Origin of the sequence: Mesorhizobium sp. M0833 (assembly GCF_040319905.1) — a bacterium.
GTDB lineage: Bacteria > Pseudomonadota > Alphaproteobacteria > Rhizobiales > Rhizobiaceae > Mesorhizobium.
The window spans coordinates 246,233-260,990 of record NZ_JAMYOQ010000001.1; the positions used below are offsets into that span (position 1 = coordinate 246,233).

The 14,758-nt window shown below is 61.2% G+C and carries 18 protein-coding genes and 1 tRNA gene; 3 read left to right on the forward strand and 16 right to left on the reverse strand.

The window, feature by feature from the left end; genetic code table 11:
* Positions 1 to 3: 3 nt before the first annotated feature.
* The 7 genes from infA to NKH98_RS01180 form a co-directional block, all read right to left on the reverse strand.
* Positions 4 to 222, reverse strand: coding sequence for a translation initiation factor IF-1 (gene infA / locus NKH98_RS01150; RefSeq protein ID WP_006200926.1), 219 nt, complete (start codon positions 220 to 222; stop codon positions 4 to 6).
* Positions 223 to 311: 89 nt separating this feature from the next.
* A complete protein-coding gene (locus tag NKH98_RS01155; RefSeq protein ID WP_292663983.1) occupies positions 312 to 779 on the reverse strand; it encodes an arsenate-mycothiol transferase ArsC in 468 nt (155 codons plus the stop codon).
* A 1-nt stretch (position 780) separates the two neighbouring features.
* Positions 781 to 1,266 carry a UPF0262 family protein gene (locus tag NKH98_RS01160; protein WP_352475885.1) on the reverse strand — a complete coding sequence of 162 codons (486 nt, stop codon included), beginning with the start codon at positions 1,264 to 1,266 and terminating at the stop codon, positions 781 to 783.
* Positions 1,267 to 1,268: 2 nt separating this feature from the next.
* Complete coding sequence (gene hisD, locus NKH98_RS01165; protein ID WP_352475884.1) at positions 1,269 to 2,561, reverse strand: histidinol dehydrogenase; 1,293 nt, start codon at positions 2,559 to 2,561, stop codon at positions 1,269 to 1,271.
* Positions 2,562 to 2,565: 4 nt separating this feature from the next.
* Complete coding sequence (locus NKH98_RS01170) at positions 2,566 to 2,997, reverse strand: DUF2948 family protein (protein WP_254820565.1); 432 nt, start codon at positions 2,995 to 2,997, stop codon at positions 2,566 to 2,568.
* Positions 2,998 to 3,090: 93 nt separating this feature from the next.
* The gene (murA, locus tag NKH98_RS01175) at positions 3,091 to 4,383 is read right to left on the reverse strand and encodes a UDP-N-acetylglucosamine 1-carboxyvinyltransferase (protein WP_352475883.1); all 1,293 of its coding nucleotides are present in this window, start codon (positions 4,381 to 4,383) and stop codon (positions 3,091 to 3,093) included.
* Positions 4,384 to 4,540: 157 nt separating this feature from the next.
* Entirely contained in the window at positions 4,541 to 4,741 is a 201-nt protein-coding gene (locus NKH98_RS01180; protein WP_352475882.1) for a hypothetical protein, read from the reverse strand.
* 175 nt (positions 4,742 to 4,916) lie between these two features.
* On the opposite strand from NKH98_RS01180, the gene NKH98_RS01185 reads away from it, so the two are divergent.
* Positions 4,917 to 4,991, forward strand: a tRNA-Thr gene (locus NKH98_RS01185).
* A 144-nt stretch (positions 4,992 to 5,135) separates the two neighbouring features.
* Here the strand turns inward: NKH98_RS01185 and NKH98_RS01190 are convergent.
* Positions 5,136 to 6,233 carry a tetratricopeptide repeat protein gene (locus tag NKH98_RS01190; protein ID WP_352896022.1) on the reverse strand — a complete coding sequence of 366 codons (1,098 nt, stop codon included), beginning with the start codon at positions 6,231 to 6,233 and terminating at the stop codon, positions 5,136 to 5,138.
* A 301-nt stretch (positions 6,234 to 6,534) separates the two neighbouring features.
* Positions 6,535 to 6,918, reverse strand: a complete 384-nt coding sequence (locus NKH98_RS01195) for a hypothetical protein (RefSeq protein WP_352644254.1) — start codon at positions 6,916 to 6,918, stop codon at positions 6,535 to 6,537.
* Between the two features lie 220 nt (positions 6,919 to 7,138).
* Between NKH98_RS01195 and NKH98_RS01200 the strand changes: the two genes are divergently transcribed.
* Positions 7,139 to 7,414, forward strand: coding sequence for a hypothetical protein (locus tag NKH98_RS01200; RefSeq protein WP_352644252.1), 276 nt, complete (start codon positions 7,139 to 7,141; stop codon positions 7,412 to 7,414).
* A gap of 672 nt (positions 7,415 to 8,086) precedes the next feature.
* On the opposite strand, the gene NKH98_RS01205 is transcribed toward NKH98_RS01200, so the two are convergent.
* Together NKH98_RS01205 and NKH98_RS01210 are read right to left on the reverse strand one after the other, a co-directional pair.
* A complete protein-coding gene (locus NKH98_RS01205) occupies positions 8,087 to 8,704 on the reverse strand; it encodes a cupin domain-containing protein (RefSeq protein ID WP_352896025.1) in 618 nt (205 codons plus the stop codon).
* Between the two features lie 1,136 nt (positions 8,705 to 9,840).
* Complete coding sequence (locus NKH98_RS01210) at positions 9,841 to 10,023, reverse strand: hypothetical protein (RefSeq protein WP_352475879.1); 183 nt, start codon at positions 10,021 to 10,023, stop codon at positions 9,841 to 9,843.
* 135 nt (positions 10,024 to 10,158) lie between these two features.
* Here NKH98_RS01210 and NKH98_RS01215 point away from each other — a divergent pair, with 135 nt between their 5' ends.
* Positions 10,159 to 10,704 (forward strand): group I truncated hemoglobin, encoded by a 546-nt coding sequence (locus NKH98_RS01215; protein WP_352896028.1) that lies wholly within the window; start codon positions 10,159 to 10,161, stop codon positions 10,702 to 10,704.
* Positions 10,705 to 10,801: 97 nt separating this feature from the next.
* On the opposite strand, the gene NKH98_RS01220 is transcribed toward NKH98_RS01215, so the two are convergent.
* The 5 genes from NKH98_RS01220 to NKH98_RS01240 all read right to left on the reverse strand — a co-directional run bounded on the left by NKH98_RS01220 (position 10,802) and on the right by NKH98_RS01240 (position 14,715).
* Complete coding sequence (locus NKH98_RS01220) at positions 10,802 to 11,395, reverse strand: SOS response-associated peptidase (RefSeq protein ID WP_352896031.1); 594 nt, start codon at positions 11,393 to 11,395, stop codon at positions 10,802 to 10,804.
* 83 nt (positions 11,396 to 11,478) lie between these two features.
* Positions 11,479 to 11,736, reverse strand: a complete 258-nt coding sequence (locus tag NKH98_RS01225) for a hypothetical protein (RefSeq protein WP_352803997.1) — start codon at positions 11,734 to 11,736, stop codon at positions 11,479 to 11,481.
* A 270-nt stretch (positions 11,737 to 12,006) separates the two neighbouring features.
* Positions 12,007 to 12,534: a hypothetical protein gene (locus NKH98_RS01230; protein WP_352803999.1), complete on the reverse strand. Its 528-nt coding sequence runs from the start codon at positions 12,532 to 12,534 to the stop codon at positions 12,007 to 12,009.
* Positions 12,535 to 13,039: 505 nt separating this feature from the next.
* Positions 13,040 to 13,240 (reverse strand): CsbD family protein, encoded by a 201-nt coding sequence (locus NKH98_RS01235; protein ID WP_023677416.1) that lies wholly within the window; start codon positions 13,238 to 13,240, stop codon positions 13,040 to 13,042.
* Positions 13,241 to 13,431: 191 nt separating this feature from the next.
* A complete protein-coding gene (locus NKH98_RS01240; protein WP_352896033.1) occupies positions 13,432 to 14,715 on the reverse strand; it encodes an ROK family transcriptional regulator in 1,284 nt (427 codons plus the stop codon).
* Positions 14,716 to 14,758: the final 43 nt, after the last annotated feature.

The following is a 14,758-nucleotide window of genomic DNA, read 5'->3' on the forward strand; positions in this document are numbered from 1 at the left end:
AACTTACTTGAAGCGGTAGGTGATGCGGCCCTTGGTCAGGTCGTAGGGCGTCATCTCGACCAGGACCTTGTCGCCGGTCAGAACGCGGATGCGGTTCTTGCGCATGCGGCCGGCCGTATGGGCGATGATTTCATGTTCGTTTTCGAGCTTGACCCTGAACATCGCGTTGGGCAGCAGTTCCGTGACGACACCCGGAAACTCGAGGACTTCTTCCTTCGGCATTCGATACCTTTGCTTGGATGGGTACTTCCAGCGCCCCGGCCGGAAAGTTGCGCGGAACCTATATGATAAACGTCCGCTTGTGAACATGCTTAATCCGCGGCGTTTTCAGCCCCGTTGCCGAGAAAACGGCGGCCGATCCGCGCCTTCAGCCGCTCGCGCACGTCGCGATAGGCAGCCATGATCTGCTCGCGCGTGCCGCTGACGCCGGTCGGGTCGGGCATCGGCCAATATTCGACTTCGACGGCCAGCGAACGGGTGAGCTCGAGCGCGGTGTGGTGGGCTTCCGGCGCCAGCGTCACGATCAGGTCGAAATAATCGTCCTCGAGGTCGTCCATCGTTCTCGGGTGCCGTTCGCCCAGTGAAAGGCCCTCTTCGGCCAGCACGGCATCGACGAACGGATCGCGTTCCCCGCCGCGCACCCCGGCCGAGGCGACGAAGGTGGTGGGCGGGAGCACCTTGCGTGCCAGCAATTCGGCCATCGGCGAGCGCACTGCGTTCATGCCGCAGACAAACAGGATCGAGCGGGGCAGGATCGGGCGGGGCAGCGGGGCGGCCAGTTCAGCCTCGCCAGTGCAGCACGCAAACCAGCGTGAACAGCCGGCGCGCCGTGTCGAAGTCAATCTCGATCTTGCCGGCAAGCCGGTCCATCAGCGTTTGCGAGCCTTCATTGTGCAGGCCGCGCCGGCCCATGTCGATCGCCTCGATATGGCTGGGCGTCGCGGTTCGGATGGCATCATAATAGCTTTCGCAGATCATGTAGTAATCCTTGACGATGCGCCTGAGCGGCGTCAGCGACAGAATGTGGGTGACCACGGCTGCGCCGTCCTCGCGCGTCACGGCGAAAACCAGCCGGGATTGGGCCAGCGACAGTTTTAGTCGGTACGGCCCGGCGCCATCGTCATTGACCGGTTGAAAACGGTTCTCCTCGATCAGGTCGAAGATCGCCACCGCCCGCTCATGCTCGACATCGGGCGTCGAGCGGCCGATCGTCTCGTCGAGCTCGACATCGATCAGCCTGGCGCGGGTTTGGTCGTAGTCGGACATGTCTACATGTTCAGCCGGATGCCGACGGAGCGTCCATGCGCATCGAGGCCTTCCGCCTTGGCGAGCGTAATCGCCGCCGGCGCCAGCGCCCGCAACTGCTCCGGCCCGAGCTTCAGGACCGAAGTGCGCTTGACGAAATCGAGCACCGAAAGTCCGGACGAGAAGCGCGCCGAGCGCGCTGTCGGCAGCACGTGGTTGGAGCCGGCGACATAGTCGCCGATGGCCTCCGGCGTGTGGCGGCCGAGAAACACCGCACCGGCATTGCGCATTCGCGCCAGGAAAGCTTCGGGGTCGTCGATGGCAAGCTCGACATGTTCGGCGGCGATGCGGTCGACCAGCGGCAGTGCCGCCTCGATCGTCGGCACCAGGATCACCGCGCCGAAATCGCGCCAGCTCGCCGCCGCCGTTTCTCCGCGCGGCAGGTTCTGCAACTGCCGCTCCACCGCCTGTTCGACCGCCTCGCCAAACGCAGAATCGTCGGTGATCAGGATCGACTGCGACGATACGTCGTGCTCGGCCTGGGCGAGCAGGTCGGCGGCGATCCAGTCCGGATCGTTGCTGCCGTCCGCCACAACCAGCACTTCCGAAGGCCCGGCGATCATGTCGATGCCGACCGTTCCGAACACCTGGCGCTTGGCCGCCGCGACATAGGCATTGCCGGGGCCGACGATCTTGGCGACAGGCTTTATCGTTTCGGTGCCAAAGGCAAGGGCGGCGATCGCCTGGGCGCCACCGACGCGGTAGATTTCTGAGACGCCGGCAAGGTCCGCTGCCACCAGCACCAGCGGCGGCACGTCGCCGCCGGAGGCCGGCACCACCATGGCGATGCGCTCGACGCCGGCGACCTTGGCCGGCACCGCGTTCATCAGCACCGAGCTCGGATAGCTCGCCGTGCCGCCCGGCACATAGAGCCCCACGGCCTCGATCGCCGTCCAGCGCGAGCCGAGCTCGACGCCGGCGGCATCGGTGTAGCGGTCGTCCTGCGGCAGCTGCCGCTGGTGATGGGCGCGGATGCGCTCGCGGGCGAATTTCAGCGCCTCGACCGTTTGCGGGTCGGCTGCATCGTAAGCCTTGGCAATGTCGTTCCTGGAGACGGCGATGCCGAGCTCGGCCAGGTCGCCGCCGCCGAATTTCTGCGTGTACTCGACCAGCGCGGCGTCGCCCTCGGCGCGCACCTTGGCGATGATCTCGCGCACCACGGCGTCGACATCGGCCGAGACTTCCCGCTTGGTCAGCAGGAACGCGGCAAAGCGCTGCTCGAAATCGGCGTCGGACTGGCGAAGCGTGATGGCCATCGGCTCAAACCCTGTGGGCCGGGCGCGACGTCGCTTCCCAGGCGCCGCCGACATCGGCAAGCCGCGCCTCGATGCATTCGACATCGAGCATGATCGCGCCGCCGCCCGAAAAGATCAGCTCGACGATGCCGGCCGGCTTGTCGAGCGCGAGAAAGCTGATCGCCAGCAGCGACAGCACTTCGTCGGGCTTGTCGCGGGCAATGCCGCTGGTCTTGGCGCCGAGCACCCGGTCGAAATGCAGCACAGCCTGCCGCCGCTCGTTGTGCTGGCGAAAGAAGCCGGATTTGGCCTCCCAGACGAAGCGATTCATGGTCAGCACGAAGCGCTTTACCGAAGGCAGGTATTCGAGATCGCTGACCTTCATGACGGCATCCTGGACATGCGCCGAGATGATGCTCAGATCCTGATCGTCGAGCGCGACAAGCTTGAGGGCCATGCGGATTTCACACCTGAAGGTTGGACTATTCAGCCTTCTGTTAGGCGGTCTTTCCGGTCCGTGCAACCGCGCCACAAGCCCTGCGGAAAGGCTCTAGCCCGAAATGCGCTCGATCTCCGCGCCGCAGCCGGACAGCTTTTCCTCCAGCCGCTCGAAGCCGCGGTCGAGATGGTAGACACGGTTGACCGTGGTTTCGCCTTCGGCCGCGAGGCCGGCGATGACCAGCGACACCGAGGCGCGAAGATCGGTCGCCATGACCGGCGCGCCCTTCAGCTTCGCCACCCCGTCGACGATCGCGGTCTGGCCGGACAGCGTGATGTGGGCGCCGAGCCGGGCGAGTTCCTGGACGTGCATGAAGCGGTTTTCGAAGATCGTCTCGGTGATGCGCGACTTGCCCTTGGCCATCGTCATCAGCCCCATGAACTGCGCCTGCAGATCGGTCGGGAAAGCCGGGAAGGGCGCCGTCGTCACGTCAACCGGTGAAATGCCGGCGCCATTGCGCCTGACGCGGATGCCGGAATTGGTCTGCGTGATCTCGGCGCCGGTCTGCGAAATGATGTCCAGCACCGTCTGCAACAGGTCGGGCCGCGCGCCTTCCAGCACGACGTCGCCGCCGGTCATCGCCACCGCCATAGCATAGGTGCCGGTCTCGATACGGTCGGGGATCACCCTGACGCGGGCGCCCGACAGCGCCTCGACGCCGTCGATGGTGATGGTCGCCGTGCCGGCGCCCGAGATCTTCGCGCCCATGGCGTTGAGGCATTCGGCGAGGTTGACGATCTCCGGCTCGCGGGCGGCGTTTTCGAGCACCGTCTCGCCCTTGGCCAGCGAGGCCGCCATCATCAGCACATGGGTGGCGCCGACCGAGACTTTCGGGAACACATAACGGTTGCCGACAAGCCGGCCGTTCCTGGTCTTGGCGATGACGTAGCCGGTGTCGACGTCGATATCGGCGCCCAGCGCCTGCAGGCCTTCGAGGAAGAGGTCGACTGGGCGCGTGCCGATGGCGCAGCCGCCGGGCAGCGACACCTTGGCTTCGCCCATGCGGGCCAGCAGCGGCCCGATCACCCAGAACGAGGCCCGCATCTTCGACACCAGCTCGTAAGGCGCCGTCGTGTCGACAATGTTGCGGGCGGAGAAAGTGATGGTGCGCGAATAGCCTTCCTGCTGCTTTTCGCGGCGGCCATTGACCGAGTAGTCGACGCCGTGATTGCCGAGGATGCGGATGAGCTGTTCGACATCGGCCAGATGCGGCACGTTTTCCAGCGTCAGCGTGTCGTCGGTCAAAAGCGAAGCGATCATCAGCGGCAGCGCGGCGTTTTTCGCGCCCGAGATCGGGATGCTTCCGGCAAGCTTGTTGCCGCCGACAATTCTGATGCGATCCATGAAGAGCGTCCCCTCGGCTAAAAGGCCGGTTTAAATCGGTTGAGTCTGTTGCCGCCATCTAGACCATTGGCCGGCTTGGTTCAAGAAACAGGCTATTCCCCACTTTGGCCCACGCTGATTTGGCCAAAGTACCGGCGACCAACATAGCCGATTCGCGTTAATCTTTTTTCATCGCCGCCTGCAGCCCGTCCGGCCGCTGGTCGGCGTCGCCGGTCCTTCGTGAGCGCAATTGCGCCTTGCGCTTCTGCAGATTGGCGCGCAACTGCTCGGCCAGCCGGTCCTTGCGGCCAGTTCCTGCCTTTTTCGCGGAACCATCCTTCTTCGGTGGCTTGTTCGGAGAAACTGCCTTGTCGTTCATCGTTCCGTCCCCGGCCCGGCGACCCGCCGGTACGGATCAAGGGATAGCCAACATTGTGGCACGGCCATGTCCGCAACGATCGCCTGGTGCGGCCTTTCAACCCGGCCCCCGTTTGTGCCCCTTGTCTTGGCCTTGCGCTTGCCGGTTCGATATGGCAGAAGCCCCGCCATCGGCGGCTGCGGTAGCTCAGTGGTAGAGCACTCCCTTGGTAAGGGAGAGGTCGAGAGTTCAATCCTCTCTCGCAGCACCAGATCACCTACCCAGCACACGTCAGGCCAACGGCGAAGGTGGGTCTTTGTCAGCAGGGAGGCGCCGTTCCTGGGCGACACGCGGCTGACCCGACCGACTTTGTTGCCACCGACAGAGCCCCGGAACATAATACCCGCAGCGCACCCTATGGAGTTACGCCCAGGGCGCGCAGTGCCTTGCTTGCCGCGACATATTCGATGAAATCGCGGGGGCAGTCGCGGACGGCTAGCCGGTAAAGTCGCAAGGCCTTGTCGGGATGGCCCTTGAGTTGGTGGAACTCCGCGGCATAAAAATCGGCCTCACACACATTTCCCCGGTTCCTGCTCGGGACCGGGTCGTCTGCTTCGGCGAGTGCCGATTCGGGCGTCTGCTCGCCAAGGAACATGCGAACGAGCGGGGCAGGCCATTTGGTCATGTCCAACTTACTGGTAGCCTCACGCAAATTGCTAACGCCGCTATTGCGCTGCTCCGCCAGATCCGCCCAAATCGCATAATAGGCATTGTCGGGTGCTAGTGCTGCCGCCGTGGCAAGATCGGCTTGCGCTTTCGCCGGATCTCGGCCGTAGAAATAGTAAATTCCCCTGCTTCCATACGGGTTGACATAAGTCGGATCGAGCCTGATCGCATGGCTATAGTCGGCGACCGCCCGCTCTGCATCACCCTTTGCACCCCAGGAAATGGCCCTGTTGTTATAAGGGAACGGGTGTTGGGGATTGAGGCGGATCGCCTCATCGAAGTCGGTGATGGCGCGGTCGAATTCGCCAATCCTGTTGAAGACGAAGCCGCGGTTGTTGTAGGCCTGCAAATATGCTGGATCGAGTTCGATGGCTTGGGTGTAGTCGATGATGGCGCGAGCGTCGTCGCCGTTGCGAGCCCAGCCTAAGCCTCTGTTATAGAACGCCCTAGCTTTTTTGGGATCGACCTCGGCCGCCCGGTCGAAATCGCGGATGGCGCGGTCGTTCTCGCCCTTGTCGAGCCATAGCAGCCCACGCTCGTTGTAAGCATCGGTATCTTTCGGATCGAGGGCGATCGCGTTGCCGTAGTCCGCTATGGCTCGGTCATTGACACCGCTATCAGCCCAGGCGATTGCCCGGCTGTGGTAAGCTTTGGCGCGACTTTCCGGGCTTCGCGCGCCGTCGTCGATGATCCGCGTGCAGGCGGCGATCCGCTGTGAGCCTGCAGCGGCGCCGGCGCAATCTTCGCTATCCTCAGCCAAGGTCGGAGCGCCGAGCGCAAGCAGCACAGCAAGACCGGCCAGCACCCGCTGTGCCGCCTGAACTGAACGTTCGATTGGCCGACTTTCAAGCATCATATCAGCAGGTTTCCGATCACAATTGCGGGTTATTGGTCTCCCAAACAAATTCTGGTTCTGCGCAAGGCATCGCCGAAGAAAATGGTGGGTAAATATTGAATTGAGCTGATCGCGAGGTGTGGGCTTGCTCGCGCTCGAGTCCGCGCTCCAAAGGAGGCTAGGTCGTAAACTCATAAATGCGGAATGACCAAGATCGGTGAAATGGGAAGCTGTCCTTAAAGGTTGCGGAGGTTCAGCCGGGGATAGGGGTGCGGAAGCCGTGAGTGTCGCAAAGCTTTTTGGCCCTGCCATCGACTTTGGAGTCACTATCAATTTCTTCGACTTCGACAGCCCCATCCGTCTTATGCGCAAAGAAGAGAATGGAGGTCGACATGCTGCCACCATCCGTAAGCCCACAAAGGTAGACAACCCCACTTTCTCCCATGCGAGCCATCGCGATCCACACTGTTGGTTCCGTCGAGATGGCAAGGTGCTTCCGGATTGCAAGCTTCAAGGGAGCTACATCGCTAAGCGTGGTGTCGTGGGGAAAGGTTTTCTCGGTGGCGTCTTGAGCTAATGCCGAACTAGTCCACGCTCCGACGACAATCCATGCAAGAAGAATCAAACCTCGCGTCATCCGAACTCCACCGATGCAAGTTGCCTTTTGTGATTAGGATCTTTGCGAAGGGAAGGTATACAAGTCGGAAAGCGTCCGCAATGCGTCGGTGTGACCACATGGCACGCGATGCTCCCAGTGAAACTCTGGCAAGAAATAGATCGCTTAGGGCACTTAGCTAGGCCTCGATACCCTGCTTACTGTCGTCTACGTGCCGAGTCAGTCCTGGTGGGGTATCAAAATGAAAGACCGTAACTCGGCGATCCTGCATCGGCTCAGTTCCATCGCAAAGAAACAGGCACTGAGCACCACGACACGGCGCCGGACCACAGGTGGACTGCTCATCGGATTCGTGGCTGTGTTTTTCATCCCGGCCATGGGTTTGGCAGTAGCTGGCACTGCGGTCGCAATTTGGGGCTGGGTGGCTGGAGGCGTCGTGGCTATTGGAGGCTTGATCGGGAACGCCTTGGGAGCGAATAAACAGAATCGAACGCCTCATAAGGAAAAGGCCAAATAGGTCTATGGTGCAACGCCCGGCAAGGTGCTTGGCCGGTCACTTTACGGTCCGTGACAATGTTACAAACTGGGCGCTTAAGCATTTTGATCTAATTGAAGTAAGCCAGAGTTCAATCCTCTCTCGCAGCACCATCGAATTCAGCATGCACCTGTCAGCGTCAACTGGTCGCTAGTATCCTGGGCAGACTCCCGCATCATTCGAACCACACTGAAGCGATCGATGACAATCGCACCCTGGTGCGCTTCTCGTGTTTGGGCCGTACTTCACCAGACGACCGTGAATGCCGACGAGGAGTTGTCTTTGCCATTGGCTTAGGTGGCCGCGACCCAGCGCAATCTCGATGCGGGGTCTGAGGCCAGGGACCATGGCGAGGGCTGAGGCGACCAAGGCCAAGGCCGTTGTGGAGGTCAAGCAGCTCACGGCCGTCATTGGGCCGCTGAAGGGGCCGGTCGGAACCCCAGTCAGATCGCGCGGCAACGCTCGCTGGCATGGGAGTGGCGACGCCCCCGAGCGGGAAGTGGACGGCTATGGGTCAGGCGAACCCAATCCGATGGCGTTGGGGCCAAGACCCAACACCCTGAAGGACCCGAGTTCGACCCCAGGGCAGACATTCTCAGCTTGTTGACCGATTGTCTGCAACAGAGCGGAAGTACCACCCTGGGAAATGTCGCCTCAGTCGAGGCTGGCCGGCGACGAGAACGGCTGATTGGCGTCGACCACGAAGATCGCCAGCTCATCGAGATCGGTTGTGCCGGCGCTGAACACCTCCATCGGCGTGTTGGCCCCGTGTCCGATCATGGCCGTACCAGCTTCAGCATAGGTCACTCCGTGGGGCGTTCTCTGGCCGAGCTTGCCGGTCAGCACATAGAAGGCCTCCGGTCCCGGATGCGTATGGATCTTCGTCTTGACGCCGGGCGCTCCACCGGCGCGGTTCACGCGCAGCAAATACTCGCTTGCGCTGATCGGAGGGACCGGTCCGATCTCGACGACCTTGGTTCCGCCGGTCGTAGAGCCATCCTTCGGTCCAAGCGTGAACAGCCAGACCTTGCCTGCGACCTCCGCCGCAAGCGAGGTCGGGCCCGCAGCGCTTTGGGCCTGCGCCAGCGTTGGGAAATTTTCCAGCCGCCAGTACAACGGTCCGGAGGGCAGTTCCTTCACCCTTTTCTCAACCACCGGCTCGACGGCGAATTTGCTGTCTGCGGGCATTGCGGCTGACGTTATCAGCCCGAAAGCACACACCGAGAATATAAGCAGGCCAATACGGCGGGCGCTGAGGGAATGCGGCTTCATGGTTGGTCCTCCCTTTCATGGTCGCCCCCTCGACCCAATATTAGCTATAGCATATGTACCGCCTTACAGCACTGACCAAGTTTCGGGTCACCCTAGAGCGCCTGCCGCCAAAGAAGACTGTTCATGATGCCAAACCGTCTAGGGAGAGTTTTCAAATAGTTTTCAAATATTGGAACTCGGTCGTCGCGGTGGCACTGGCTGCGATGGCGATTGTCAGGGCGGAAGGCGTGGCTCCTCAGCGTCGTCAAATGGATAGCCGACGGCCCCGTTTAGGGTTCGAAGCAGTCTTTGCCCCCAGGCTACTGCGTCTGACGTGAGCCCAACGGTCCAGCCGTCCAAAATCGGCCCGCGCATGGCGGCCAGCGCCGTTCGGGCGGACGTCCGAAAATGCCTGAATGCCAAGCATCTCGCCATGATAGAAAATGCCAAGGTCGAGCCACAGCTCGCGCTCGCACGCGCCATGATGCGCAGTGGGGAAGCGTTCTGATCTGCCCCCGCCGCAGGCGGCTTAACAAAGCTTGTAGCCGGGAACAATCGCTCAATGACTCGCGTTTCTTGCGAAGACCCGCTTCTTTTGCACGGGCAGCGGCCTCGAAGGCTCGCAAATGTCGCGCCGGCGTTTCAATCGCACCCGCCTCAGCCCTCACGATTTGGCTATTTGTGAACGCGTGTTCGATCAGGTTTGCGCAGATGAGCACATTGACCCTCTAAGCCTGGCTGCTGAAGCCTTGGCGGTGATGATTGTCGCAATCTTCCGAAACGTGACTACCAATGAGCGCGAACTGCTGGAGGAAGTTAGGTCTCTTCGTGGCTCAAAAGGCACAGAGAAGGCGCACTAGCTTCGCAACGTTCTGGGGCGAATTGGCCTAGTCCCGCTTTGGCACAGCTATTTGGTATCTGAATTGCTCATTGAGAATCGCCAGAGTGTAGCCACCGAGCTTGCGAAGGGGATGGAAATGGGCTTAGCCGAAGACTTATCAGATGTCGCGCTCACATTCGAATGTCCGGATTGCTTGCATCCGGCGGTAAGAAAGGGCTCTGCACTAAGAACAATCGCGCACTTCAAATGCGACGGGTGCAACGCAAAGGTGCGGATCACCTACCCGCAGAAGCTAGCGATCTTCGAAAAGCACAGGCTATTGGCCGCAGGCGACCGCCGCCAGCAAGGCCAGGAACACTACGGTGCCCGCAACAACATCGATCGGGCCGCCGATGCGGCCGAAGTGGCTTCGCGACCGCTGCCGCGCGCGGCGACGCGTGCTTAAGCCTTCCTCATCCGCGCGACCTTCACGCATGTTGACCACGGCAATGCCGTCCATCGGAATAATTCGGGCGAAGGGCGCGTTAGTTCATTAGACGATGCTAAAAATACGGCAACGTGTCCGAATGTCACTTCATGAAGCCCGCCAGACAGGCTGCGGCTTGCTCTGGCCTAACCTCGAAGGGAACCAGGGATGAAAATTTCGACCTCTTTGACAAGACGAAGTGTTGTCGCCGGGCTGGCGCTGGCCGCCGCATCGACGTCGGTATTGCCTGCCGACAACGCACTCGCCCAGGCTAAGAAAGCCACATCGGGGAAGACTCTATATGAGCGCCTGGGTGGTGTGTTCGCCATCGCAGCGGTGATCGATCATTTCAGCGACGCCGTCGTGATGAACCCGATTGTCGGCAAGAAGTCCAAGAACCCACAATTGCGCAAATGGCACACCAAGAACCTTGAAAGGTTGCCCGGCCTCAAGTTCATGCGGACGCTGTGGGTCTGCGACGTTTCTGGCGGGCCCTTCAAGTTCGTCGCCACCAAGCCCGGCACGACGCCGCTCGGCCTCGAGGAGGCGCATCGCGGCCTGCGGATTTCCCCCGCGGAATTCGATGAGGTCGCAGCGGAACTCGGGCGGACCTTGGATCATTTCAAAATTCCGAAGCCTGAGAAAACCGAAGTCCTGGAAGCTTTCGCCGCTCACAAGGACGAGGTCACCGCCGGCTACGTCAAGCCGGGCTGAAGCGCTTATATCGCGCGGGCATTCGTTCTGAGCATGGGGCGCGGCGCCGTGGCTATGCGGCGCGGCCGCAGCTCAGCGAGCAATTTTCCCATGGTTCCTACTCCGAACCCACCCGAGCTGTCTCCACTCTGAGCGACCCTTCCGGCAACGGGCGCAGGAGTTCAGCCTCGGACCTCGTCAAGTGGATCCAGGCCGCCCAGTCCGATGGCCGCAGCACAACCACTTGCCGGTTGTGATATGGCGCCACGTCCGGCCCCGGCTCGCTCGTCAGCATCGTGAACGTCGGCGGCTTGTTGCCGATAGCCTCGCGCCACAACCCGGCAATCGCCATGAACGAATGGCCATTCAGCGTGAACCTGTGCTTGGTTTTTGGATATTTCGTTCCAGTGAATTCGAAGAATGCCGACGCCGGAACGAGACAGCGCTTGCTGTTGCCGAACTGTCGGCCCTCCGAGCGAAAGTTGAATACAGGTCCGCCTTTTGGCCCGGCCGGGGGAAAGCCGAACGTCATCGACGCCAGTTCGATTGCGTCGCCGGCGGCGCGCATTACAGGCCCGGGGTCGTTGATGTGGATGTCATCCGCCTGCGGCAGATCCAGTTCGGTTTGATGGCTGGGGATTTTTAGCGCCAGCGATTCCATCATCCGGCAGTATTCGGCCCAGGCGATGTGCTGCTCGTAGTCATTGCACATGGAAAGGCTCCGTACGCTCGACCGAGATCAGGTCAATCCATAGCGTTTGGTTGGCGCTGATTGCCGGCGGATTTGATATAAGCCTATTTGGGCCGGCGTGCGGCAGCGATGGTCTGCAACAGATTGATGCTGTTCACGTCAGGTTGACTGGATGCGGCGACGGCAAGTGCGGCGGCCTCGGCTATTTTCGCGACGTCGTCGCTGCTGATCAATCCGCGCTTTTCCAGCAGATTTACAAGTTCGACAACGAGAAGAAAGGCGTTCACACCATATCGTTCGGCTCTGAGCTCGAACTCGCCTCGGGCCAACTTCTCCCTGTCTCCTTCAGCCCGTTTGTCCACGTCGGCGTCCTCTCCTATGGCTACAAGCTATTAACGCTTAGCACGAATGGTTTAATCCTTCGAACTGGCCACAACCTTCGCCAATTGCCGGGCATAGTGTCGCCGGTGGCTAGGGCATGGGTTCGGTTCAGCCAAGGATGAGACCAGCCAACAGAACGGTAAGAATAAAGGACAACACGACGGTAAGTAGCCCGCATGCTTCCAAAGTGTTGGTTTGCCAAGCTTTCGTCGGGCGCCTCCGGTTTGAATTGCTGTTTCGCGAACCAAACTTCATCGGGCACCAGATCGGACGCGGAGCCGGCTTGAATTTGGCAAAGCGCTCCTCTTCATCGGCCCGGAAGGCATCTCCGCGAAACTCCGGAGCACCGTATGCGCGGCGCCGGCCTGCCTTTCATCGACCCGGGCCATCACCAGTATGACACCTTCTGCGATCTTCGGCTTGCGCGGCTTCTGGGCGAAATTGGCGAAAGTTCCGAGAAGCACGCCGGCAAAGCCGCCCCACGCCGCACCGACCAGAGCCATGCCGGTCATCCCCGCAGGATCAACGTCTTGAGCTCCAAAAGCGCTGAAACCGGCTAACAGACCAGCCGTGGCGCCAAGTGCGGCACCGGCGACGGCGCTCCGCCAGAGAGCGCTCATCTCATCGTCGTAATATCCAGCAACGCTGATCGGTTCATCGTTGTCGTTGTAAGATCCGACCACGCTGATCTGGCGACGGCGAATCCCGGCAGCCTGAAGCGCGGCAACGGCACGTGCTGCCTGGGCATGGGAATTGAACAGTCTGCTGATTGTTTGCATTTACGCCCACGCCCGACGCTCGTTAGCAGCGTCGGGCCTCTCCTCCCTGGCTTTGAACTCTTCCGCCCGGACGCATCTTCGTCGCGCCAAAGCTCACCACAACGTGAGCCAGCCGGCTACGTTCCTCAGCCGAGGCTTCGGTCCAACCCCAGAGTGTCTTGCTTGGGACCTAAGTCTGACCAGCTTGGGCGTGCTGAGGCCATGCCGCGCGGGGACGGTCGCCAGCTCGAAGAGAGGGTTCAGATGCTATCGCAGACCCAAAAAACTCAAAATGGCTATTACGATCACTATCGCGCCGACCAGCCAGATAATGTTGTTCATGATTGCACTCCTTCGCCTCCGGGCGGGGCGCACGCCGGGGCGAAGCCCGCCACGCAAGTAGAACATTAGATACGGCTAAAGGTTCCTCGCGGGGCCTCGCTGTCGAAAGAGCCCACCGCACCAGTCGGCACGGCGGGCGACGCGAGTTCACCCCGGTCGGAGAAGACGGCGTTGCGTCCAAGGCTCAGCTGATGCTTCTGGACCAGTCATCAACCTGGCGCTCCGCCTCTTCCTTGGCGATGCCATATCGCTCCTGGATACGCCCCAAGAGCTGGTCCCGGTTGCCCTCGATCCGATCAAGATCATCGTCGGTTAAGTCACCCCACTGCTCTTTCGCCTTGCCTTTGAACTGCGTCCATTTTCCCTTGATTTGATCCCAGTTCATATGTTCCTCCTTGCTTCCTGGGCCCGCACTGAAGCGGAGCGCGGACCGATCGGCATTTCAATGTCGGTGACGAATGAAGATTAGCGGCCGCTAAAAGTTCCGGTGCCGGCGCAAAAAGCCTGCCGTGCCCGTGCCGGACTGCGAGCTGATGTTGATGATGCCTGGAGCTTGATGCTCCTTGCAGCGCCACCCTATCCTGTTGAAGTCGCTGAGCTTCTTCCTGATTGGCTTTGGCTGGCAAGTCTCGACAGGCTGCCCAGCAGCATCGTTCTGTCCTTGCCGATCATCAGCACGCCGCTGTCGGGCGCCAACAGTGCCGAGAACGGCAGCATCGCCGCGCCGATCGGCGAGGCCTCGGGGCCGAATTGTCCCGAGACGATTTCCGGCGCCACGATGCCGATGGCGCTGATCCTGTTGAACTGGGTCTGCACCTTTGCCAGCAGCTCGAGATGGATCGGCCGCGGCAGGATGCTGTCGAGAACGATCGCCTCGATGTCGATGACGGAGGTGATTGCGATGATCGCCTCGACCAGCGCATTGGCGCAATCGTCGATCCATTCGGACAGCGGTTCGCGCGCCCCCGGCGGCAAGGGGTCGAGTTCGCGCACGCGATTGATTTCGATGCCGCGCGATTTGAGATGATTGACCAGCACATAGATCGAAGCGCGATGCAGCAGGCTCTGGTAGCGCGCCGGCTTGGCCGCCACCGAATCGAGGCTTGAAGGCGAGACCGGCAAAGGACCGAGCGCGGCGCTGTTGCCGTGCGGCCCGGTGTGGACCTTGCCGCCTTGCACCAGTCCGCCGCCGACAAAGGTGTCGATCGAGATATGCATGAAGTCGCGGAACCGCGCGCCGGTCCCCTGGATGAGCTCTGCGAGTGCAGCCGATGACGCGTCGTTTTCCACGAAGACCGGGGTCTTCGGCTTTGTGGCGAAGAAAGTCGTCAGATCGATTGCTTCCCAGCGGCTGCCAAGGTCGTCGGGAAAGCCGAGCTCCTCGCTCCAACCGCCAAGGAAATATGGCGAGGCGACGCCGACGCCGACGATGCTGGCATCGCTAAGCCCCTCGACCAGCTTGTCGAAATTGGCCAGCGACATGTTGCCGGCCTTAAGCACCATGTCGGGATCCGGAAAGCGATATTCGTGCGACTCGCGCGAGCGGACCTCGCCGGCGAAGTCGACGAGCACGGCTTCCAGCGCGCGCCGGCCGATCTTGATGCCGACACTGTAGATGCGCTCCGGTGCAAGTCGGTAGAGAGTGGACGGCGATCCGCGTTGTCCGAACCTTTTTCCCACTTGCTTTACAAATCCTGACGATTCCAGCCCGTCGACAATAGTGGCGACCGCGGCCGGCGTCAGATTTGCGGCGCGCGCCAGATCTGACTTGGATGCCTCCTTCAGGCGGCGGATGGCATCAAGCACGAAACGCTCGTTATAATGCCGTACCTTGACCGAATTGCTGCCTTTTCCGGACAAAACCGGCGCCTCCCCATGCATTCCCGCAGAGCCACTCCAGCCG

Excerpts from the sequence above, each read along its gene's own strand:
- infA (WP_006200926.1), bottom strand. The coding sequence starts at position 222 with ATGCCGAAGGAAGAAGTCCTCGAGTTTCCGGGTGTCGTCACGGAACTG.
- NKH98_RS01160 (WP_352475885.1), bottom strand. The coding sequence starts at position 1,266 with ATGTCCGACTACGACCAAACCCGCGCCAGGCTGATCGATGTCGAGCTC.
- hisD (WP_352475884.1), bottom strand. The coding sequence starts at position 2,561 with ATGGCCATCACGCTTCGCCAGTCCGACGCCGATTTCGAGCAGCGCTTT.
- NKH98_RS01170 (WP_254820565.1), bottom strand. The coding sequence starts at position 2,997 with ATGGCCCTCAAGCTTGTCGCGCTCGACGATCAGGATCTGAGCATCATC.
- murA (WP_352475883.1), bottom strand. The coding sequence starts at position 4,383 with ATGGATCGCATCAGAATTGTCGGCGGCAACAAGCTTGCCGGAAGCATC.
- NKH98_RS01180 (WP_352475882.1), bottom strand. The coding sequence starts at position 4,741 with ATGAACGACAAGGCAGTTTCTCCGAACAAGCCACCGAAGAAGGATGGT.
- NKH98_RS01195 (WP_352644254.1), bottom strand. The coding sequence starts at position 6,918 with ATGACGCGAGGTTTGATTCTTCTTGCATGGATTGTCGTCGGAGCGTGG.
- NKH98_RS01200 (WP_352644252.1), top strand. The coding sequence starts at position 7,139 with ATGAAAGACCGTAACTCGGCGATCCTGCATCGGCTCAGTTCCATCGCA.
- NKH98_RS01205 (WP_352896025.1), bottom strand. The coding sequence starts at position 8,704 with ATGAAGCCGCATTCCCTCAGCGCCCGCCGTATTGGCCTGCTTATATTC.
- NKH98_RS01210 (WP_352475879.1), bottom strand. The coding sequence starts at position 10,023 with ATGGACGGCATTGCCGTGGTCAACATGCGTGAAGGTCGCGCGGATGAG.
- NKH98_RS01215 (WP_352896028.1), top strand. The coding sequence starts at position 10,159 with ATGAAAATTTCGACCTCTTTGACAAGACGAAGTGTTGTCGCCGGGCTG.
- NKH98_RS01220 (WP_352896031.1), bottom strand. The coding sequence starts at position 11,395 with ATGTGCAATGACTACGAGCAGCACATCGCCTGGGCCGAATACTGCCGG.
- NKH98_RS01230 (WP_352803999.1), bottom strand. The coding sequence starts at position 12,534 with ATGCAAACAATCAGCAGACTGTTCAATTCCCATGCCCAGGCAGCACGT.
- NKH98_RS01235 (WP_023677416.1), bottom strand. The coding sequence starts at position 13,240 with ATGAACTGGGATCAAATCAAGGGAAAATGGACGCAGTTCAAAGGCAAG.